This window comes from Geitlerinema sp. CS-897, from assembly GCF_028368005.1.
GTDB classification, from domain to species: domain Bacteria; phylum Cyanobacteriota; class Cyanobacteriia; order Cyanobacteriales; family Geitlerinemataceae; genus Baaleninema; species Baaleninema simplex.
The window spans coordinates 37,383-59,198 of sequence record NZ_JAQNCQ010000129.1; the positions used below are offsets into that span (position 1 = coordinate 37,383).

The following is a 21,816-nucleotide window of genomic DNA, read 5'->3' on the forward strand; positions in this document are numbered from 1 at the left end:
TACATATAAGAATAAAAGACAATACTTAAAACTAGGATCGACCTACTTTCGGCTTTGAGGGGACATTCCATCGGATTCCGTCAAATCCGCGATGGGAAGTCCCGAATAACCGAACGACAGACGACGAAACGAAGATTGCAGTTATTAAGAATCTTTCTTAAATATTGCATCGAACCCTCAAACCACATTCTTGAGACTCTTTTTTAATAACTTTGCCAAACGTCTTCCGCCAGAGTGCTGTCGGTGACGGAATCCGAATCTCAAACAGCGGTGTTTCGCCCCACAGCCAGAACCTCTGTGTCTCTGTGGTGAACCCTTACTTTTGCGCCATTTTGTCGAACCGCTCTCGTAACGCCAGTTCGATCGCCGCTTTCAAGAAAAACAACACGCTCAATCCCGCCGCCCCAAAAGAACAAAAGGCCAGAACCTTGTGGGGAATCGACAAAAACACCGCCCCAGATAATAACGTAAATCCCGTCATACAAGCGTAAACGAGCGTTTTGAGCGTCAGTTGCAACCGTTGGAGTTGCTTTTGCGTTTGTGGCGAGTTGACGCGAATTTGGAAATCTCCCCGTTCTAAGCGTTCTTCGAGTTGGTGAATCAACACTTCAGCTCGACTGGGGCGATCGAACGGTTTCGTAACCAAACTTTTCGCTTGACGAGCCAGTTCTCCCAAAATTTGCCCGCGTCCTTGTTGCGTTTCCACGAGTTCTTTGACGAAGGGCTTCGCGCAAGCAATGATACTGTATCGATCGTCTAACGTTCGAGCAATTCCGTCGAGAGTTCCCAAGGCTTTCAATACAAAGGTCATTTGCGCCGGAAGCCGAAACGGTTGCTGCTCGAACATAGCGTACAGTTCGTGTTTGAGTTCCCGAAATTCTTGGAATTCCACCGGGCGATCGCGGAAGCGATCGAGCGCGAATTGAATGAGGTTTCGCACGGGGGTCATATCTGACGTGTCTTCCACGAGTCCCATCGAGACCAGGGTTTCGAGAACTTCGTCCGTATCTTTTCGCAATACCGCAAAAAACGATCGCGTCATTTCCGCTTTGTTCAGGGAATTAATTTCAGACATCATCCCGAAATCGTAAAAGATGATATGTCCTTCGGGGGTGACTGCCATGTTCCCTGGATGCGGATCGGTATGGAAAAAACCATCGACCAAAAGTTGTTTGAGATAACAGCCAATCCCCAACGTATTGAGCTGTTTGACGTCGATTCCCGAAGCTTCTAACGTCGCTTTGTCGTTAATTTTAATTCCCGGCAAATATTCGAGGGTTAAAACTCTCGACGTGGTGTAACGCCAATAGACTCTTGGGACTAAAATATTGGAAGATTCGATGAAGTTTTCACGAAATCGTTCGGCGTTTTGTCCTTCGTGAACGTAATCGATTTCTTGATAAATTAACGTGCGAAACTCTTGATAGATCGACTCGAGATCGTATTTCCGAGTCCAGTGAAACGTCCGCTCGAAAAACAGAACCAACTGATAGATAACTTGGAAATCTAAATTAAACAGTTTCTCCAAGCCGGGACGTTGCACCTTCACCACCACGTCTTCGCCGGTATGCAACCGCGCCCGGTGAACTTGTCCCAAACTCGCGGCGGCGATCGGACGGCGATCGAAATCCCGAAACAGTCCGTAAACCGAATGTTTCAGCTCCAATTCGATGAGGCTGACGGCTTCGTCTGCACTGAATTCGGGAACTTTATCTTGCAGTCGCGACAGCGCCCGAATATATTCGAGGGGCAGCAAGTCGCCCCGCGTCGAAAACGCCTGACCGATTTTAATAAACGTCGGTCCGAGATCGAGTAAGGTGTTAACGAGCCAATCTGCCCGACGCTGGCGGTGTTCGGGGTCGTCTTTTCCCCGCACCCGATCCCAGCCCAGAAAAAAAAATAGTTTCGCCGTAGCGGAGAAAATTTCGATCTGACGGGCGACGAGAGAGTTTTTAGTCCGTTGCCAGCGTAACGGTTTGGGAGCGGCCTTAACTAACATAGAGGTCGATGCTGGGTCTGTTTGGCGGGGAGAGGACGTGAAAATTCAGCAGGTTTTCAGGCGATCGCACCTCAGTCGAGGTCGCAAAACGCCTATGTTAAGTACTTTAGCTTAAGGCGGTAAAGGGTCTGAAGACTTGGGGTCGGATCGCCCGAGGGGGAAACGCCGGCGATCGCGCGACGATCGCCGTTTTCAGACTCGGATCGGACGGCGGTTTCAACAGACTTCCGAGAGATCGATCGCCTGGGGTAACGCCACGGTGACACAGGTGAGGTTCCCGTCGCGATCGTCGAGGGGCGTACTGGAAATCTCGATCGTCCCCTGCAACAGTTTGACCAAATTATCGACTAACGCCAGTCCCAATCCCGTTCCGGCGATCGCCTGCTCGGTCACGCCACGTCCGCGACGGAACTTCTCGAAAACGTGAGGTAAATCTTCAGGCGCGATCGCCAACCCCACGTTGGACAGCGAAAACCGGATCTCTCCGGAATTGCGACCGCTCGCCTCGTGGCTGACGCGACAGACGACTTGCGTGTCGCAGAGGGCGTATTTCCCGGCGTTGGTTAACAACTCGTCCAACACCCGCCGCAGTGCGTCTGTGTCGCTTTGGAGATACAAACCGCTCGCCGGTAACTCTAAGCTCAAGGTCACATTTTTAGAAGCCCACCGCGTCTCGAAGTCTTTCGCCAGTTCCTGCAACAGCGGTTGTAAGTAGATATGTTGCAGTTGGAAGTTCGGCGTTTCGGTTTCGAGTTCTTGCAGTTTCAACAAATCCTGTACCAGTTGTTTTTCCTGGTGACACTGCTGTTCGAGCAGCTCGAGATATTGAGCTTGACGGGCGGGGGGAAGTTGTTCGCTACGTAACATCTGCACCGCCAAAATCATCTTCGTCAGTGGCGTTCGCAGTTCGTGATGGACGGTGCTGAGAAATTCGTCTTTTTGACGGTTGAGGCGACGCAGTTGCTCGATTTGACGGCGAGTTTGTTCGTACAGCTTCGCTTGCACGTCGAGGCTTCTTTGCAGTTGCGAGGTGCGATCGCTTACCAAGTTCCGCACCTGTTGTAACGTCTGGCTGTTGAGGATCGCGTTGCTCAGTTGCGTTCCCACAAACTGCGCCAGTTCGAGATCGTCGTCGTTCCAGGCTCGGGGGCGATCGTGTTGTAGGACGAGGAATCCCAACACGGTTCCGCTTTGAGAGTTCGAGGACTGGGGACTGACTAAGGGAACGATCGCGATGGCGGGAAAGCGTTTGACGTCGAAGGCTACGGTTTGACCTTCAGAAGACACTCGGCCGTCGCGCAACGCCAGCGGCCGGGGAGCGTGGCTAAACGCCTCTCGACACCACGCACAGTCTGAGAGCCAAAACGATTGAGGCGGACTCGACAGTTTGGGCGACCCGCTTCCGTTCCATTCGCCCCAGTCGGCTAGCCAATGACAGGCGACGCTAGCTTTTGCGCGAGGCATCCCCGACCCTCGAGACGTTAGATGACGATTGAGACCGTGAAGTTGCGGTTCGGTGTACGTTAACAGGACGGCCATAGCTTGACGCACTTCCAGGGTGTGGGTCAGCGTCGAGATGGCCGCTTCGAGGAGAGGCGGCAAGTCCGTAGAAATACGGATCGCCTGAGTGAGTCGATCGACCAATCGGGTTTTTTGACAGGCGATGCGATTCTGTTCGCGCAGACGCTCGGCGGTTTGGGAGCGCACGCACCGATCGACCGCCAGAGAGACGAACTCCGAGACTTCCATCAATGCCGTGTTGGCCGCTTCGCTCCAGGGAACGGGACAGGTTCGCCACAGGGCGATCGCCCCGTTGAGTTCCCCTTGACAGCTCGTCGCGACGCTCAACAGCGATCGCGCGCCGAGTCGCTTCCAAATCTCCCGATCGCGCTCGTCGAGGCTTCGTAGGCTCTCGACGGCCAGAGGTGGGGCGTCGGCCGTCAGGCGATCGAGGGGCGAACTCGCCCACAATCGCAGTTGCTGCGAGGGGTCGAGAACGTTAGCCAAATCTTCGGGGAACCAGTAGCTTTCCCCAGTCGGAACGTGGATGTGAGGGGGAAGCACCACGACGCATCCATCTGCCTCGAACGCCGTCGCGATCGCCGCCGCCACGCGAGTTAACATCCTATCGCCGTCACCGCTGCGACGAGCCAGACGCGCTATCTCGAGACCCAAACAGGCGACGCGATCTTCTAGAGGCGTTGCTGAAGACATTGTGGCAATTGGCGGCGATTCGGGGCGAAGCGGCTGCCACGAAAGGGACGAGCGATCGGGAAGTCGGGCCATAATCATATTGGTTTGAGAAACCGCACGGCAAGGATGGATGCTGGGAGCGCCCGAGCAGAAGTGGCGAAAGTGGACGGGGCCGCTTCTAGCTGTCTCTAGCCTAGCTCGAACGCCCCTCGAAGCGATTCCGTAATTCTGTGGAAAATTTTGAATCTTAATATTTCTTTTAACTTAACATTACTATCCCAAACGCTTGCGGTTTCCAATGAGGACAAAACCCGATAAATTCTCGTGTCGAGAGACTTTTTTACCTCCATACACGTCTATTGCAGTCCAGAAAAATGGCGAAAAAACGATATAACAGACAAATTGGAGGGCTAGAAGACCAATTTATTCAGATTTACTCGATCTGTCTTCGATCGTATCTCAATATTATATTCTTTCTTGATATTATTTCTCAATATCCGAGATCGATCGCCCAGACAGCCTATTGACAAAAAAACATTTACGTGCATAAAAAATAGCGAAAAAGACAGATGCGAACCGGCCTTCCGAGAGGGCGTCCGACCTAGCGGGTGTGGGATTCGCAACGTCTCAAAGCGATCGCGAAGGGAACAGATACTGCTAACATCAAATTTATCTAATCGATCTCGCTCATTTGTCCAGCTAAACGCCCGAGCTGCTCGTGAAAGTTTTTTGTTATCACACTCCCGAACTCACACCGACCGATCCGATTCCCACTTGTGCGGTCGCGATCGACGTTTTGCGGGCGACGACAACGATCGCCACAGTTTTAGCGTCCGGCGCTGAAGCCGTCCAAGCGTTTAGCGATATCGATAAGTTGATGGCCGCCAGCGAAAACTGGCCCGAAGACAAGCGCCTACGAGCCGGAGAACGCGGTGGCGCAAAGGTCGAAGGTTGCGATTTCGGCAACTCTCCCCTCGAATACGATGCCGATCGCGTGCGAGACGCTCGCCTGTTCTTGAGTACCACGAACGGAACTCGCGCCTTACAACGAGTCGAAAACGCGCCGCTACTGGTGACGGCAGCTTTGGTCAACCGTCAAGCCGTGGTGAATTTTCTGCGCGATCGCGCCCCGGACACGGTCTATTTAGTGGGTTCGGGTTGGCAAGGGAGTTTTTCGTTAGAAGATACTGTCTGCGCGGGGGCGATCGTCGCGAGTTTGCTCGATCGCACGGACTTCAGCCTCGAAGACTTAGCCGGAAACGACGAAACCGTGGCGGCCTTAGCCCTATACCAACAATGGCGCGATCGCCTCGTGTCGCTGATGAAAATCGCCAGTCACGGCCAACGGCTTCTCCGACTTGGAAACGACGCCGATCTCGAATACTGCGCCAAAGAAGACATCCTCGACGTTTTACCGATTCAGAAAGACAAAGGCGTCTTGGTGAGCAGTTAACAGTCACCAGTCACCAGTCACCAGTCACCAGTCACCAGTCACCAAAAAAGATCCCCGGCATCTTCAAGATGCTGGGGATCTGGCGATCGCACGAGGAAATGAGGGCTGTTTCGATTGTCTCCTCATCTCCTCACGCGAGTTACGCGGCTTTCGTCTGTGCTTCCTGTTTCTGAAGCAGGCGGATAATCGAGTTTTTCTCCAACAGACCTAAAACCGTTCCGTTTTGACCGACCACCGGAAGTTCGGTAATTTTCTGGCTTTCGAGGAGCGTAACCACTTCTAACAAGGGGCGATCGCTCTCGATGGTTTGTTGGGCGATCGGTTGCGTCAGTTCCGCAACGCTCACCTTCGGCCAATCAGAGGTCGCAATTTGTCGGAGGTCGTCCACGGCGATCGAACCGACGAGTTGACCCGCTTCGTCCGTCACCAAATACTTACGCCAGTTGCGGCGGCCGATGACGTACTCGTTGGCGAACTCGCGCAGCGATAGCGTATCGGGAACTACGGGACTGTCTTCCGTTACCGCATCGCCAGCGGTCAAATTCGAGAGTTTTTGTTGGATTTGTGCCGACTGTGCCGAGCGTCCGGCGTTTTGCAGCAGGAACCATCCGATCAAGACGTTCCAGAATCCAAATCCACCGCCACTAAAGAACAGGGGAAGAACACCCGAGGCGATCGCCAACCAACCGATAACTTGTCCGACGCGACTGGCAAAGACGACGCCTTTGTACGGGTTGCCCGTGACTTTCCACACGGCAGCTTTGAGGATGTTTCCGCCGTCGAGGGGCAAACCGGGGATCAAGTTAAACAGTGCCAGAATCAGGTTGATCGAAGCCAACAGGCTTAAGATAGCCGCCAGCGGTCCGGACAGCGACGTAGTCGCGACGATGCCGCTAAACAAACCGAACAGCAACAAGCTGACTAGCGGCCCCGCGATCGCCACCCAAAACGACTCGGCTGGGGTTTCCGATTCGCGTCCCAAACTGGCCAGTCCGCCGAACAGGAACAGGGTAATCGATTTGACATCGATGCCTTGGCTTTTCGCCACGAAGCTGTGTCCGAGTTCGTGAGCCAGAACTGACGCGAACAGCAACAATGCCGCCACGAATCCTAAAACCCACGGAAGGACAGTTCCGAGTTGGGGAAACTGTGCTGAAAGTCCGCCGCCGTAGCTGAGGGTCACGAGTCCGAGGACGAGAAACCACGAGGCGTTGACATAAAAGGGAATCCCAAACAGGGTTCCGACGCGAAACGAGCCATTCATAGAAATAGCGCCTCCTTTGAGTGCTGTGCGAGAGCGGCTCGAACCGTCGAACTCAAACCGTTGCAAAAATCGGGACTGACGAACCGAGTCGCTCGAACTATTAAAATTGTAACGTTTTGTAAAAAAGCGATCGCCCGTTTTTTGATGGGGTTTTCCGCCGATCGCAGTTCGGGTTACTCCACTCTCTGCGCTAGAAACGCATCGAAAATGAGAGAAGCAACACAAACCGTTACAACCGTTAACGTTAGTTTCCAGTATGGCGCGATCGCCTGCCGTCCGCATCGTCCGGGGGACGGAGTTGAAACAAAACCGCTCGATCGACAGAGACGGGTTTGAAGGCAGTATCGCAGCGCAGGGGGGTTTCCGTCGCACCGAGGAGGAGATACCCGTCGGGGGTGAGAACCCGGCGCATTTTGTCGAGAATTTCTGCTTGAGTGGGGCGATCGAAGTAAATCAGTACGTTCCGCAGTAAAATCACATCCATCTCCGGTAAGGGAGGGAGGGGTTTGAGGAGGTCGATTTGCCGAAACTGTACCATCAGGCGAATGTCGTCGGACACGCTCCACTGGGAACCCTGTTTTTGAAAGTAGCGACGCAAGAACTTTGGGGGGAGGCGGCGGCGGACTTCTAAATCGGTGTAGGTTCCCGATCGTGCTTTAGCCAGCATCGCTTCAGATACGTCGCTAGCGAGGATCGTGAGGTTCCACTCGTTCGCGAGAAGGGGAAAGTAATCTCGCAGTAAAATCGCGAGACTGTAGGCTTCTTGACCGCTCGAACAGGCCGCGCACCACAGGTTGAGTTTGCGATCGAGACGATGTCGCCGCAACAGTTCGGGAAATATCGATTGTCGCAGGGCTTCAAAGACCTGAAAATCTCTAAAAAACGAAGTTTCGGTGGGAATGTTGTCCATAAACAGCGCGATCGAACAGCCCGACGGCGATGCCAAACGGGAAACGCGAGGACAGAGTTACGGACGACCGACGACTACATCCCACAGGTATTTTTTGAGCGAAGACAGCTCGCAAATCACAGACTGTTTGCGGGCCCAAGAGTACGCGTCGAAGCCGAAGCGATCGCCGTCCCGTTTGAAGTTGCCTAACAATACGATCCAATGGCTCGGATACGAGATCGGGGGAGTTTTCTCGAGTAGCAATCCATCGGCGTTGACGAGGGCGAAGGCGACTCCTCCAGCAGCGATCGCGCGATCGGCATTTTCTAAAGCTTCGACATCGCCTCCCAAATAAGCCGGATAAGACTCGACGTTCGCGTATTGCAGAACTTGTTGCGTCCATCCCGTCATCTCCCAGGGTTTCGTCATCCCGCTGAGATTTCGCAGCAGTTCCGGTGCCTCAGCCCGCACGGGAAAAATCCGGTTTTCCGCCTCCCGCAGCGTCGCCTGAACCATCCAGTCGAGTTGGGGCATATTCAGCTCTCCCCCTTGATGTTGCAAGGAGTCAGAGGCGGTAATCCATTTCGTGGTTCCGTAAAATCCCCCGAGTTGATAAATATTACGACAGATTTGCACGTAGCGCACGGGGTTTTTTCGGGCCAGCGCGAAGGTTATAGAAGCCGGACCGCAAAAAGGCTGTTTGCCTTGGTCGATGCAGAGGGGATTGCGAACGCGCGATCGCAGTTGTTCGATTAACGTGGCTTTATCGAGTTTCGGCCACATCCCCGACATTTTCGATCGCGCAAACTGATCGATCTTGCGTTCGGCAAACTGTTGGCGATCGCGATCGGTCATAGCAGTCACGTTGCACCTCCCCCGAAACCCTCTCGCTCGATTGTGGCACATTATTTCAGTTTGGTAGCTCTCCGGAGCAGGGGAGCAGGGGAGAGGGGGAGCAGGGGAGCAGGGGAGATAAGGCGACAAGGAGACAGGGAAGAATTCCTCATCATCTCATCACCTCATCACCTCAACTGCGTACCGAACCGTCCGGCATCGTCGCGCCATCGAGAATTGCATCTTGTAAATCTGCACCGATAACCGCCGCACCCCGCAAGCTTGCACCGCGCAAATCCGCACCCCGCAGACACGCCCCATCTAGATCTGCTCCCCACAGGTACGCCCCGCGCAAGTCCGCCCCCGTCAAATCCGCTCCCGTCAGCAAGGCTAAGTTGAGATTCGTATGACTGAGATTGGCATTCCGTAAATCGGCCTCGCGCAAGTCGGTTTTCATTAAATTGGCGTGAATTAACTCTCCGCCGCGCAAATTGCTTTGTTGCAGGTTGGCTTTTTGGAAATTGGCATCGCCGAGATCGCAACAGCGCAGTTGCGATCGCGTCAAATTACTCCCGGTAAAATCCGCCCCGTGGAGTTTCGCCCCGCTGAGTTTAACCTCGTTCAACTCCATCCCGCTCAAGTCGATGTCACCGAGTTTTAACCCGTTCATCCACGCGCCTTGAAGCTTGACGCCGTTGAGTCGAGCGCCTTTGAGGTTCGCCCCGCTCAGCCGCGCCCCGTTGAGGTTCGTCCAGTTGAGGTTCGCCCCTTCGAGGTTGGCAGAGCGCAAGTTAATCCCGTTGAGGTTCGCCCCACACAGGTTCACGCCGGGAAGATTGGCGCGATACAGACTCACCCACCGCAGACTCGCCCCGCTGAGCTTCGCCCCCCGTAAGTCGGCTTTGGCCAGTTGAGCGCCTTGTAGGTTAGATTTTGTGAGATCGGCCTCGATCAAGCAACTGCTGAGAAGTTTGGCAAAACTTAAATTCGTACCGTACAAGAACGCGCCGTTTAATTTGGCTTCGATGAGAAAACACCGTTCGAGATGGGCGCGGGCGATCGACGCATCGCTGAGATTCGATCCAGAAAAGTTCGATCGCACCAACGTCGCACCGATAAGATTTGCTGCGGTGAGGTTCGCCCCCCGAAAATCCCGTTCGCCCGATAGGTACCGACGCAAAATTTCACTGCTGTCCATCACAAAATCCTCTGGTGTCTGGGTCGTTGGTTTAACGTTTCCATGTGCGATCTTCGCTATTTCAAATTCCGTATTTCTACGGATTTTTTATTTCGATTTATGATTTATTGATTTAACTTTCAGTAATTTTTCGTCCGTCGAACTCGACGCGATCGCAATTTCACGGAATATTATTTTATTCGCTCTTTAATTATTATAAAAAAATTAGGTTCGATCGATAAACTTGTTAAAAAACGTGATATTCGTTTGAGGTTATTTCGCTCGATTGCCGGGCGATCGCACGTCAGTTGTTCGAGATTTTTCGGCTCGAACGCCCCCTCTAAAACCGCTCAGCCCCTAGAAGCTTCGAGAGATCGACGCCGGTGTCTGGCGATCGACTCCCTCGCTAGCTCGTTTTTGCGATCGTTTTAAATATTGTTTTTTTAATCAATACGATCGTTACAAAAAATCTAGCATAAAACGAGATAACATCCCGTCAAACTTCTTACAGAATCTTAGCACTAAATATGGACATATATATGCTTTGCTTTCAAAGTTCACACTACCAATAGCGCCAGCCAAAAAAGTGTCGTACACTGTTCTTCAGTCCGAGAATAGCTGCACCTCTATGCACTCAACCCTAGAACTCAACACCATCGTTCCCGCAGACGCGGCGAAAATAACAGTCGTGCGCCGCGACGGTTCCCCTGCACCGTTAGACGTCACGAAAATTCGTAAGGTGGTCAGTTGGGCCTGTCAGGAGTTAGACGCGAACCCCATCACCCTCGAAGCAGGATTGACCACGCGGCTGAGAACCGGAGTCACCACGCGGGAGATTCAAGACAACCTCATCAACTGCGCCTTAGAGATGTGTTCCCCGGCCGAACCCGACTGGCGTTACGTCGCCGGACGACTCCACATCTGGAGTCTGTGGAAAGACGCCCTCGTCAGTCGCGGCTACCAATATGGGGACTACGCCCAAACCGTCTTTACCAAAGTCCAAGCTGGGGAATACGACTCTCGTATTCTGACCTATACGCTCGACGAGCTGCAAGAAGCCGGATCTTGGATAAACTCCGACTGGGACATGGATTATGACTACGCCGGCGCCGTCCTGCTGACCAAGCGTTACCTACTTCCCAACGAACTCCCCCAAGAGGCGTTGCTGACCTGCGCCCTACTGCTGGCCTCTCCCGAAGTCCCCGAAAAGCGTCTCAAATGGGCCAAGCGGTTTTACGAAGCGATCGCCTCCCGTAAAATCTCCCTCGCCACTCCCATCCTCGCCAACCTGCGAGTTCCTCGGGGGTCTCTGTCGTCTTGTTTCATCGCCGCGATGGACGACAACCTCGAAAGCATTTTCGAGACCATTACTGACACCGCGAGAATCTCCAAAAACGGCGGAGGCGTCGGCGTCAACGTCAGCCGCATCCGCGCCACAGGAAGCTGGGTGATGAACAAACCCAACGCCTCCGGCGGCGTCATTCCTTGGATCAAACTCCTTAACGATACTGCGATCGCCGTGAACCAGGGGGGACGTCGAGCCGGGGCCGTCACCGTCAGCCTAGATGTATGGCATCTCGACATTCCCGAATTCCTCGAATGTCAAACTGAAAATGGTTAATGTTAGCCCTTTATGCCAGTAATGGCATAAATGCACCCCCTGAATTGCCGGAAACCCCTAAAGCTGTTCTCACCACAACATAACTAGAAATAGTCAGTGTGACGGTTTAAAAAGAGAACAGATGGAACAATGGGCGATCGGCAGCCGAGATTCTGTAAAATGAATCGGGTTCAACGACTATTCCGTCAGGAAGTACACTCAAGCGAGTGGAAGTAGGGGGCATCCAGCCTATAATATCTAGAGTTGGATGAAGATATAGTCTGGTCTTACATGAAAGTGTAAGTTGCCTGAAATGTCTCCGTACTACCTGTACAAAATAACGACTCCTAACCAAAAAGTTTACATTGGCGTTACCGACGATCCCCAAGAAAGATGGCAACATCATTGTCAGCCCTCATCCCAGTACAAAAGTGCGATTGGGGCTGCCATACAAAAATACGGTAAAGATCGAGTAAACTTTGAAATTCTCCGAAAGTTAGACTCTGAAGAAGAGGCGCTTGAGGCTGAAGCGAAGATTGTCAACAAAGATTTTGTAAAAAGTAAAAATACTTACAATCTTTGTCGGGGTGGTGGTAAGCCTCCTAAAAACAAAGCCAACGCTAAAGCCATTAAAATCGACGGTATTGTCTACCCGAGCATTCATGAAGCAGCAATTGCTTTAGGGTATAGCCGGGCGCAAATCGACCGGAAAATCGCACTAAAATTGTTCGAGTTTGAGTTTGTTGAAGAAGCTCCTAAAAACTCAGAACTCAAACAAAAAGGCAAGCAGAAACGAGACAACTTGGTTAGAAGTCCGAGGGTGGTTTACTTCAATGGCGAGACATTTCCTTCTTATCGCGAAGCCTGCCAGAAGTACGGTCTGAGCAAAGACGAACTTCTCAAATGTAGGAAAGCGCTAGGAAGAGACCACATAACTCTTAAAGAGGTGCTGAGTCTGAGAGTTGGCAAGAAGCCGATCGAGATCGACGGAGTTTTATACAGTTCCCGCCAAGAAGCCAAAGAAAAAACGGGCTTGTCAATGTATAAAATCCTCGAAATCGCGAAAGGCTATCCTAGCCAAAATCGAAAGCGAAAAAGGGTGGCAAAAATTTGCCTCGAGACCGATGAAGTCTTGCAAATCTTTGAAACCATGACTCAGGCCGCCCAAGCAGTGGGAGCGGCATCAGCCTCAAAAATCTGTATGTGCTGTAAAGGTCAAAGACAAAAAGCACACGGATATAAATGGAGTTACTGGGAAGGCAGTCTTGACGTAGCGAATCAAGGCGAACACAAACGGACCAACGGCGCAAAGCCTACGACATCTTTCCCCAATTCGTCATCAGCGACGAATTCATGCGGCGGGTTGTCAACGCCGAAACCTGGACTCTCGTAGACCCCTACGAAGTCCGCGAAAAACTGGGGATCGAACTGGCCGAATTGTGGGGTGAAGCATTCGAGGACGCCTACCGTACAATCGAAGCCAGCCTCGATACAAAACTGACCCTGTACAAACAACTCAACGCGCGGGAGTTGTTCAAGCACGTCATGCGAACCCAGGTCGAAACCGGGATGCCCTACCTGTGGTTTAAAGACACCGCCAACCGCGCCAACCCCAACCAACACGAAGGTTACATTCCCGGCGGAAACCTCTGTCAAGAATCCTGGTCGAACGTGAAACCGGGACAAGAGGCCCATACCTGTAATCTGGATTCTCTCAACCTGGCCAACATTGAAGATGGCGAACTTCCCGAAATTTGTGAAGTGGCCGTCCGCATCCTCGACAACACCATCGAGTTGACTCATACTCCCTTCGAGGCCAGCGAAACCCACAACGCCAAATATCGCACCATCGGCGTCGGGGCGATGGGATTGGCGGACTGGCTGGCCCTACGCCGCCTGTCTTACAACGAGGTGGAAAAAATCGGCAGCTTGTTCGAGGATATCGGTTACTATTGCACCCGCGCCTCGGTGGACTTAGCCCGAGAACGGGGGGCTTACGCCGCCTTTGCGGGGAGCGAGTGGAGTAAAGGACATCTCATCGGTGCCAAACCCCTGTCCTGGTTTGAAGAAAACGCCCGAGACCCCCAACGTTGGGTAGAACTGTCTGAGGAGATCCAACAGCACGGGATTCGCAACTCTCACATTACGGCGATCGCCCCCAACACCTCCTCTTCCCTGGTTCAAGGCTGTACCGCCAGCATCCTTCCGGCTTACAGTCGCTTCTTCTACGACAAATGGGCTAAAGGAACCGTTCCCATCGCGCCACCTCATATTAAGGACTATTTCTGGTACTACCCAGAAAACAAATCCATCGACCAAAAACAGATCGTCCGTGCGGTGGCGACCATGCAGCAATGGATCGATACCGGAATTTCTATGGAGTTGATTTTCAACCTCAACGCTGGGGTCTACTTCCCCGACGAACCCGATCGCTCCATTAAAGCCAAGGACATTTACGAGACCTTGGTTTTAGCATGGGAACTTGGGTGTAAAGCCATCTACTACATCCGCACCGTCCAAAAAGACAACTTCAAAGAATCTGGCGACGCTTGCATCGCTTGTGCGAACTAGCGTTTAGCGTTGTCTCCACACTCAGCAAAGCGAACCTCTAGACGCGCACCTCGCGCGTCTGTTCCTTTGTCGGTGTTTGTTTGTAACCACTGATTTCTGAAATCAAACATGACTATTTCCGAAGCAACTTCCCAACTCGGGCGAATGCCCGTCAACCCCATTTTCAACCCCGAGGGAAACGACGATCCTAACCACCGCACGATATGGTTTGGCGACACCACCAACCTGATGCAGTTAAATGACGTGCGCTACGACTGGGCGGTGGGGTTGTACCGTCAAATGCGCGAAAACTTCTGGATTAGCGAGAAACTCGACATTACCCAAGACGTAACGGACTACGTGAACTTGACGCCGGACGAACGACGGGCGTTTGATGGGGTGTTGAGTTATCTGACGTTTCTCGACTCCGTGCAGACAGTGAATTTGCCTCAGTTGAAAGTCAGCATCACCGCCCCGGAAGTGTCGATGTGCATGGCCGAACAAATCAGCCAAGAGGCACTGCACAACCAAAGTTATCAATACATGATCGAGACGATCGTTCCGAGCGATCGCCGTTCGGCAGTTTACGACTTTTGGCGCACCGACAAAGTCCTTCACGATCGCTGTGAGTTCATTGCCAAACAGTACCAGCGTTATGTGGACGATCCGACGCTGGAAAACTATTTCGGTTCGCTGATGGCGGACTATCTCCTCGAGAGCTTGTATTTTTACAATGGGTTAGCTAAGTAGCCCACTAGCATCGTGAGGTGTTAGTTAAAATCCGCCAAATTGCTGGGAAGCCCTAAAGCCTTTATGCCAAAGCGAAATCAGAAATGATAAGCGTAATGGAGCGAGAGCAGAAAAAAGTTAAAGGATCGATCGAAAGCCGTAAGGCAGTCGATCGCGATCGTGGTGCGTCGCACTATCGGTATGATGGGCAATCAGCAGCGAAATCCCGTTTGGGGAGACGTTCAACGAACAGAGGGTGGATATCTTTTCCGGCTACCCCAAACTTCTACGAAGACTTTTATAATGGAACCAAGGTTTTCAGTAGAAGTATGACTGACGACGGGATCGTTTACCAAATCAAAAACAACGAAAATGGCAAAATTTATGTGGGATGCACCACAAATTTTGCTAGTCGAATCGGATCGTACGTTGAAGCTGCTAAAAACGGAACGCTTAATACAGCGCTGTATCGAGATATGAGAGAAGACATTACTAAGTTTTCTTTTTCTATTCTCGAGCAAGGCATTGCCCGATCGGAGTTAAGACAAAGAGAGTCCGAATGGATTGTTAATAAAAAATCAATCCAAAAGGGCTATAACGCTGTCCGCAAGAGTGGTAACGAGCGTTTGTCCGAAGAGGAAGTTCGAGAAATTCGCGATTGCATACAAAATACTCGGCTTAAATTTTATGAAATTGCCGAAATTTATGGGATGCAACGGGATATTATTTCCGATATTAACTTAGGTCGCGCTTGGTTCGATCCTCTTTATGAATACCCCTTGCGAAAAAACACTGTTAAGCGCAAAAAGCTAACAGAAGAAGATGTGTTGCACATTTATTCGCTTCTGAGAGATCCGAATCTAAGCTTCAGCGAGATTGCGTCGTTGTATGGTTGGCGTAGCGAAGCAGTTTTACGTAAAATCAATAATGGGACTTACTCGGTTAGTCCCTTAACTGCTTCATCTTATCCGATTCGTTCTGTCGATTCCCGAAAAGGTAACCGGAAAAGATAATGGTATGTTCTAGCCCCATGCGAAAGTATGGGTAGTTGCGTCATCTTCTTCTACAATCTGGCTTCTCGGATGTTAATGCCCGGAAGTGCGGACATTTTCAAAATGATCAACCGCGACGAACTGTCGCACGTGCGCTTGTTCCAAAAACTGCTGCCTGAAGCGATGGAAGTGTTTCCCCACTCGAAGGACATGATTTATGAAATGTTCGATACGGCGGTGAAACACGAGTGCAAGTGGACGAACCACATTGTCGGTAACAACATTTTGGGAATTACGGAAACCAGCACGGAACAGTACACGAAGTATTTGGCGAATATGCGCCTGCGTGCGATCGGTTTAAAACCGCTTTATCCCGAACCCCGCTATCAGAAGAGTCCTTACACGCATTTGGAACGGTTTTCAGATACGAAAGCGGAAGGACACACGAAGGCGAACTTTTTTGAAGCGCAAGTCACTAGCTATGTGATGTCGTCTGGCGTCGGGGGCTGGGACGAGATTTAAATTTGAGTTTTTTAGGGTTAAGGAGTTGGGAACAAAGTTCCCAACTCTTTTTTTTTGCGGTTGGCAACCTTGCATTTTTCGATCGCTCTACTATCAATTTTAGGCCGAACTCGAAGCGAAGAGAGGGTACAAGCTCCCCGGCATCTCCAAGATACCAGGAATCTGGTAGAGATTCTCTGGATTTGTTGCGATCGGTGCGTTCGTACTCCTTCGATAAAATTTCCGCCGGGCGATCGCTCTGAAAATTGTCGTCGTTGGCGATACGGAGTTCGATCGCTTTCCTGCCGTTGCTTTCCCTAAGATGTTTGGTTTGTTTAAAAATATTAAATATTAGTTAAAATTAATTAATATTCTTGAATTTTTTTAAAACTTGACGACTCTAAAAAAATTAGATAAATTATTATTGTGCATTCATTAAATCTCGAAAAAAATTTAACATAAAAAACACAAAAAATCAAGGAGTTAATCTATGAAAAATGTAAAATAACGTAAATATATCGAGCGATTAAACTCCAGATTATTAATATACGACATCAATTTTACCCCTAAACTATGACCCAATCGAGCAAAAGTCAGCGAGGATTAATGGCACGATCGACCTTAACTGTCCTCGCCGTCTTCCTCACAGGCTACGTGGGCATCACCACTCCTCAAAAATACGGCCCGATTCCCTTTGGAATTTCTCTAATCGCATCGATCGCCCTTGCCACTCACCTCTGGAGCTATTGGCGAGGCAAACAAGAAAAAGTCAAACGATTTCACGCCAACCACCGAGACCTCTTTGAAGAATTGCCCGATGTTTGGAACAGCTTGCCCTTCATCGACAACCCCAACCAAATCGAAGAACTCAGAGAACTCTCTCGTCTATACGATCGCAAACTCTATCCCGAAGACTTTCAATCCTAACGTTTCAATTTCCAACCCCTCGGGGTGACAACTCAAATGAAACTTCTCAAAAAAACCTTTATCGGCTTTGCCCTTTCAACCGTTGCTCTCAGCGGCTGCACCGCGATTATTGGCGAACGAGTTCCCGCCGGATACGTGGGATTGCTCATCAATCAATACGGAAGCGAAGAACGTCGGGGAATCGACAACGCCGAATTTATCGAAGGCGGTCGCGCCATTTACAACCCCGTCAATCAAGAGTTAGTCCTGTTTCCCACCTTCGTTAACAAGTACAGTTTTACCAACAGCACCATCGAACAAAGTCCCGTTCCCGAAGCGATCGGCTTTTCCGTGGCAGGAACCTCCGTCGAAGAAGATGTGGCGATCGGCGTGATGTTCGACAAAGCCAACGATGGCGAATTTATCAAAACCTACTATTCCACCTATCGCCTGTCCCCAGAAGAATTCGTCCGAACTCATCTAAGAGACGAAGTTCGAGGCTGTTTCAACCGGGCGGTGGTCGATGCCGACATTCAAACACCGTTCCAATACCAAAACCAGCGCATCGACCTATTAAACCGGGTCGAAACCTGCATCGCCGATAGCTTCAACTTCCTCATCGTCCAGAACCTCGAATATCTGGGAAAACCGCAATATCCGCCCAACATTCAAGCGGCGATCGACGAACAGTTTGAAGCCGAACAGCGGGCGAAATCCGCCGAAGCCCGGGCGCGACAAGCGGAAGCCGAAGCACAAGCGGAAATCGCCAAAGCTCGAGGCGAAGCGGAAGCCGAAAAAATCCGCGCCTCTGTCGCCAACGATCCCAACTATCTCAGATACCGACAATTGGAAATCGAGATGGCTCGGATTCAACGCTGGAACGGTCAGGAAGCCCCCATCGTGCAAACGCCGAACGTGCAGTTAGGGGCTGCGGGAAACCCACAACCCCAGGAAAACCAATAACCGTTAGGCGTCGCTGGCGTCCACCAACACCTTCAACGTTCCCCGTTCCTGGGCGCGATCGAACGCGGCGAGTCCTTCCGTCAGGGGAAAGCGATCGCACACCAAGGACATTACGTCTACCTGATGGTTCGCCAACAGATCGATCGCCTGGGGAAACGGACCGCAGCGGGAACCCACCAACGTAATTTCGTCCACCACCAACGAGGAAACGTCCAAACTGAGATTTCCGGCGTAGGTACTTTTGAGAACCAAGGTTCCCCTCGGACGCAAAGCGCGACGGGCGATCGCAAAACCTTCAGGGTTCCCCGTACATTCGACCGCCACATCGAAGGCGCGATCGACGACCGCATCGGCGAAACCCGTCGCCATCCCGCGATTCTCCAACAGCCCGAGTTTTTCCCGATGTCGTCCCACCGCCAGTAAATCGCACCCTGTCAGCGCCAAACTTTGAGCGACTAACAGCCCTAACTTTCCGTCTCCGACTACCAACACCTTAGAATTAGCGTCGAGGGGAACTTGCTGCTGAATTTCCAACGCCGCCGCCAGGGGTTCCGTAAACGTAGCCTCGTCTGTCGAAACCGACTCGGGAACGGGATACAGGTTTTCTTCTGGAAGTGTCAGGTACTCCGCAAAAGCACCGTTGCGGTTGACGATACCCAACACGGTACGGTTTTCGCAGTGGGTGGACTGTCCGCTGCGACAAAAGCGACAGCGACCGCAAGTCGCGTTAATTTCTCCCACGACACGCTGTCCGAGCAACGCGTCAGAACCCCGTTCGACTCGACCGACAAATTCGTGACCGAGAACGCCGCGATACGGATAGTAACCGCGCAACAATTCTAAATCGGTGTTACAAATTCCCGCTCGCAACACCTTCACCAACGCTTCGCCGGGAGGAGGTTCGGGAACGGGTAAATCCCTCCGCAGTTGCAGGGTTCGATCTTCGAGCCAAAGTGCTTTCATCAGTTGATAGGGAATAGGGAACAGGGAACGGGGAATCGGGAATCGGGAATCGGGAAATCGGGAAATCGGGGAGCGGGGAATCGGGAATCGGGAACGGGAAATCGGGAACGGGGAACAGTTGAGAGTTGACAGTTTCTCCTTCTCTCCCTTACTCCCTTGTCTTCACTCTTCACTCTTCACTCTTCCCTCTCCCTTGCTCCCCCTCTCCCCCTCTCCCCCTTCCAGGGCGTTGGCACGATCGATCTGTCGTTCGCAGGAGCGTTTGAGATGGCTGAAGAATTCCCGTAGGATTCTCGCTTTGAGCGATCGCGCGATTTCGGATTTCGTATCGCCGAGAGACTGTTGAATTTCCGCATCGAGATCGCTAGCCCACTGTTCGATCGTCGTCGTTGCCATTTTAAGATATCGGTTGGCTGAGTCTTGCGCTGCTTTTTCGACTTCGATGTGAGCTTGAATCGAAGGATTGAGAGGAGGGCGCGGCGCGTTCGAGACATCGAGTCGGGTGGTTCGTCGCATTCCCGTTTCGCCTTCAATGGGAAAGGCCACCGTCATGTCTAACTCGTCTTCGTCGTCGGCGGCGAGTAGGGGTAAATCGGGCATGGTAAACCGAACGCCGTCGCGGCCGTAAAACGAGGACATAGCCTCGTAGAGTCCCCGCGCGATCGGCTCGTATTCTTGAGGGCGATCGAGGCAGTGAGCCGCCCCAAACAGTCGTAATGCTAACAGAGCGGGAGTCGGGCAGATCTCGAACAACGATCGCGCCAACGTGTCGAATTCTTGATGGTTGAGTTGGTTCCAGTCGGCGAGGATATAGCTGAACTTACCGTGAATGGCGGAGTAGATAAGGATTTTAGCTTGACTGAGGCTGGCCACCTGAGACAGTTGCGATCGCAGATCGAACCAGCGATCGGTACGCGATAAAGGCTCGATCTCGTCGGATTCGAGACTGACGCTATCAGGTACGACGGGATAAATCGACTCTAAGGTCGTAACGAGACGAACGGCGAGGTTGAAATACAGAGATTTTTTATTAATGCGGGAGACGACGCGTACCAGCGTTTCGCGCAACTGAGTTAAGGTGGGGATCGTTGCCCGCACCTGAGCCACCAGCGTTAACCAGTCGATCGCGTGGAGTTTTTGGGGGTCGTTTTCCCAGCGATGCTGACAGGCACATACCAACAGCTTTTTTAAGCGTTCGGAATCGGGGTCGTTTTCCAACCGCGCGATCGCCGACTCAAACGATTCTGGTTTCTTCATACCAATTGTGGAGTACCACAGACGTTTCTCGCCGCAATCGGCCGAACGATATCAGTTCGACTGCCCTATATCGATCTTACGACTTGAATGCGGTTTCGGTGTATCCAATGCAGCGCGAGCGTCAGTAATATCCACAAGGCGATCGGGATAGCGGGCGCGATCGCACCTCCTGCGTCCAAGAAAACGCGGTTTTGAGGCGAAAAGGCGACGACGGTTCTTAAAAGCCTAACGTTTCGTCATATTTGAGCTGGGTAAAAACTCGATAGTTGTCTAAATGTTTTTCTCCAGGGCGATCGCTGCATTCCTTCACGGCGACTAAGCTATATTCGATATCCTTCGAGGCGATCGCGAGAGCGATTTTCAGGATTTCAAACAGTGGTATCACCCGCTTGGCAGTATCGTGAGGTTGTCGCTCGTAATACCGTAACAATGCTGCCGCACACTGTTCGAGGCGATCGCGCGATTCGGGAGAGACCAGCAAGAGTTTCATTAAAGTTGAGGTTAACGTCAAAAACTTACCTCGATCTACTAATCTTAAAAAGAGAAAAGAGGGAGTTTGATAATCTTCCGTCATCAGAAGATTCGCAATTTCATTGCAAGTTGTGAGTCTCAATCCGTCTGTAGTTGGGTTGAGGTTCTGTCGAGCGAACAAACAATTTAATTTTCGTCCGATTTCAATACTAATATAATTTTTTATTTCGTTTCGATCGGTGCAAGATGTTAAATAAAACAATAGCATTTTTTTGAATTTTTGATAATTTTCTCGTTGTGTTTTACGAGTAAATAATTGGGCTTTTTTATATTGTTGCGAAGAAAACGAACTCGCTAATATCGTTTTCAGAATTTGCACAAAATCATCACCAAAAATGGTCGGATTGTGTTCGGGAGTCTCAAACTGAGATTGAGAGCGAGCTACGTAAAGAGCCAACTTGAGTTGGAACCGTTTTTGTAAATATATCGCGAGCCGTCGTGCAAACTGCCGTTGAAATAGAGGACGATTGCGATCGAGAGATATGGATTTCAAGCAAAAATCAAAATAGCGATCGCTCCAGCGAGTCGAGTCCAGTTGGTGAGATTCACTTTGTAAATACAGTGCGATCGTGCGTCGTAAATCATCGTAATCAGGGCTGCTGTAAAACGATTCAAACCAAGCGCGAACCCTGTAAGGTAACAATAAGGGCGTAAACTGCTGAGGTGCGAAACTGTGCTCGAGTCGTTCGAGAAACTCACAACAGGCTTCTAAATTTCGAGACTGCGCCCAAGATACGAACAACAGATAAATCGATTCTTGAAAACTCTCTAAAAAATATCGCTCGCACTGGTGTTTAATGAGTTCTTTGACAACCGAAGCCGCCGCATTATCGGAAATTGGAAACGGTGAAAACCAAAACTTAAAAAAACGATCGACTGCCTGAGTCGCACCGGGGAGCTGAGCGATCTCTTGAAAATACTTACGAATTTCAGCGAGATCGGCAGACGAGGGGAGAAATCCAAACGTAGAGAAATTCGGAGAAGATTGAGAAGTCACGATCGTACCTCAAACAAA

Annotated in this window: 14 protein-coding genes and 4 pseudogenes; 9 read left to right on the top strand and 9 right to left on the bottom strand. The window is 51.2% G+C overall.

The genetic code is table 11. The features are described 5' to 3' along the window. Positions 1–316 precede the first annotated feature (316 nt). Both POG22_RS07860 and POG22_RS07865 read right to left on the bottom strand, forming a co-directional pair. Positions 317–1,999 (bottom strand): ABC1 kinase family protein, encoded by a 1,683-nt coding sequence (locus tag POG22_RS07860; protein ID WP_498904587.1) that lies wholly within the window; start codon positions 1,997–1,999, stop codon positions 317–319. A 216-nt stretch (positions 2,000–2,215) separates the two neighbouring features. Further along, positions 2,216–4,291: a GAF domain-containing sensor histidine kinase gene (locus POG22_RS07865; RefSeq protein WP_498904588.1), complete on the bottom strand. Its 2,076-nt coding sequence runs from the start codon at positions 4,289–4,291 to the stop codon at positions 2,216–2,218. 619 nt (positions 4,292–4,910) lie between these two features. Here POG22_RS07865 and POG22_RS07870 point away from each other — a divergent pair. Continuing rightward, positions 4,911–5,645, top strand: a complete 735-nt coding sequence (locus POG22_RS07870; protein WP_063719734.1) for a 2-phosphosulfolactate phosphatase family protein — start codon at positions 4,911–4,913, stop codon at positions 5,643–5,645. Positions 5,646–5,784: 139 nt separating this feature from the next. Here the strand turns inward: POG22_RS07870 and POG22_RS07875 are convergent, their stop codons facing one another. The 4 genes from POG22_RS07875 to POG22_RS07890 all read right to left on the bottom strand — a co-directional run bounded on the left by POG22_RS07875 (position 5,785) and on the right by POG22_RS07890 (position 9,830). Next, positions 5,785–6,909: a site-2 protease family protein gene (locus POG22_RS07875; RefSeq protein ID WP_026097632.1), complete on the bottom strand. Its 1,125-nt coding sequence runs from the start codon at positions 6,907–6,909 to the stop codon at positions 5,785–5,787. Positions 6,910–7,153: 244 nt separating this feature from the next. Then, positions 7,154–7,855, bottom strand: coding sequence for a CheR family methyltransferase (locus POG22_RS07880; protein WP_498904589.1), 702 nt, complete (start codon positions 7,853–7,855; stop codon positions 7,154–7,156). Positions 7,856–7,876: 21 nt separating this feature from the next. Continuing rightward, positions 7,877–8,653, bottom strand: coding sequence for a hypothetical protein (locus tag POG22_RS07885; protein ID WP_498904608.1), 777 nt, complete (start codon positions 8,651–8,653; stop codon positions 7,877–7,879). Positions 8,654–8,825: 172 nt separating this feature from the next. Then, entirely contained in the window at positions 8,826–9,830 is a 1,005-nt protein-coding gene (locus POG22_RS07890; protein WP_498904591.1) for a pentapeptide repeat-containing protein, read from the bottom strand. 607 nt (positions 9,831–10,437) lie between these two features. Here POG22_RS07890 and POG22_RS07895 point away from each other — a divergent pair. The 8 genes and pseudogenes from POG22_RS07895 to POG22_RS07930 all read left to right on the top strand — a co-directional run. Further along, positions 10,438–11,427, top strand: a pseudogene (locus POG22_RS07895) (ribonucleotide reductase barrel domain-containing protein); the annotation flags it as partial. A gap of 295 nt (positions 11,428–11,722) precedes the next feature. Beyond that, a complete protein-coding gene (locus POG22_RS07900) occupies positions 11,723–12,802 on the top strand; it encodes a GIY-YIG nuclease family protein (protein WP_498904609.1) in 1,080 nt (359 codons plus the stop codon). Then, positions 12,703–13,980 (top strand): annotated as a pseudogene (locus POG22_RS07905) (ribonucleoside-diphosphate reductase subunit alpha); the annotation flags it as partial. The gene POG22_RS07900 and the pseudogene POG22_RS07905, both read left to right, overlap by 100 nt. Before the next feature lie 144 nt (positions 13,981–14,124). Next, positions 14,125–14,697 (top strand): annotated as a pseudogene (locus POG22_RS07910) (ribonucleotide-diphosphate reductase subunit beta); the annotation flags it as partial. A 320-nt stretch (positions 14,698–15,017) separates the two neighbouring features. Beyond that, positions 15,018–15,701 (top strand): GIY-YIG nuclease family protein, encoded by a 684-nt coding sequence (locus POG22_RS07915; RefSeq protein ID WP_498904592.1) that lies wholly within the window; start codon positions 15,018–15,020, stop codon positions 15,699–15,701. A 42-nt stretch (positions 15,702–15,743) separates the two neighbouring features. Beyond that, a pseudogene (locus tag POG22_RS07920) lies at positions 15,744–16,202 on the top strand (ribonucleotide-diphosphate reductase subunit beta); the annotation flags it as partial. 552 nt (positions 16,203–16,754) lie between these two features. After that, positions 16,755–17,108 carry a hypothetical protein gene (locus POG22_RS07925; RefSeq protein ID WP_498904594.1) on the top strand — a complete coding sequence of 118 codons (354 nt, stop codon included), beginning with the start codon at positions 16,755–16,757 and terminating at the stop codon, positions 17,106–17,108. Between the two features lie 36 nt (positions 17,109–17,144). Next, positions 17,145–18,050 carry an SPFH domain-containing protein gene (locus tag POG22_RS07930; protein WP_063715571.1) on the top strand — a complete coding sequence of 302 codons (906 nt, stop codon included), beginning with the start codon at positions 17,145–17,147 and terminating at the stop codon, positions 18,048–18,050. Between the two features lie 3 nt (positions 18,051–18,053). Here the strand turns inward: POG22_RS07930 and POG22_RS07935 are convergent, their stop codons facing one another. The 3 genes from POG22_RS07935 to POG22_RS07945 all read right to left on the bottom strand — a co-directional run bounded on the left by POG22_RS07935 (position 18,054) and on the right by POG22_RS07945 (position 21,798). Beyond that, the gene (locus tag POG22_RS07935; protein WP_498904596.1) at positions 18,054–19,013 is read right to left on the bottom strand and encodes an MDR/zinc-dependent alcohol dehydrogenase-like family protein; all 960 of its coding nucleotides are present in this window, start codon (positions 19,011–19,013) and stop codon (positions 18,054–18,056) included. Between the two features lie 162 nt (positions 19,014–19,175). Beyond that, the gene (locus POG22_RS07940; protein ID WP_498904598.1) at positions 19,176–20,270 is read right to left on the bottom strand and encodes a hypothetical protein; all 1,095 of its coding nucleotides are present in this window, start codon (positions 20,268–20,270) and stop codon (positions 19,176–19,178) included. Positions 20,271–20,487: 217 nt separating this feature from the next. Next, positions 20,488–21,798 carry a Sll1247 family protein gene (locus POG22_RS07945; protein ID WP_498904600.1) on the bottom strand — a complete coding sequence of 437 codons (1,311 nt, stop codon included), beginning with the start codon at positions 21,796–21,798 and terminating at the stop codon, positions 20,488–20,490. Positions 21,799–21,816: the final 18 nt, after the last annotated feature.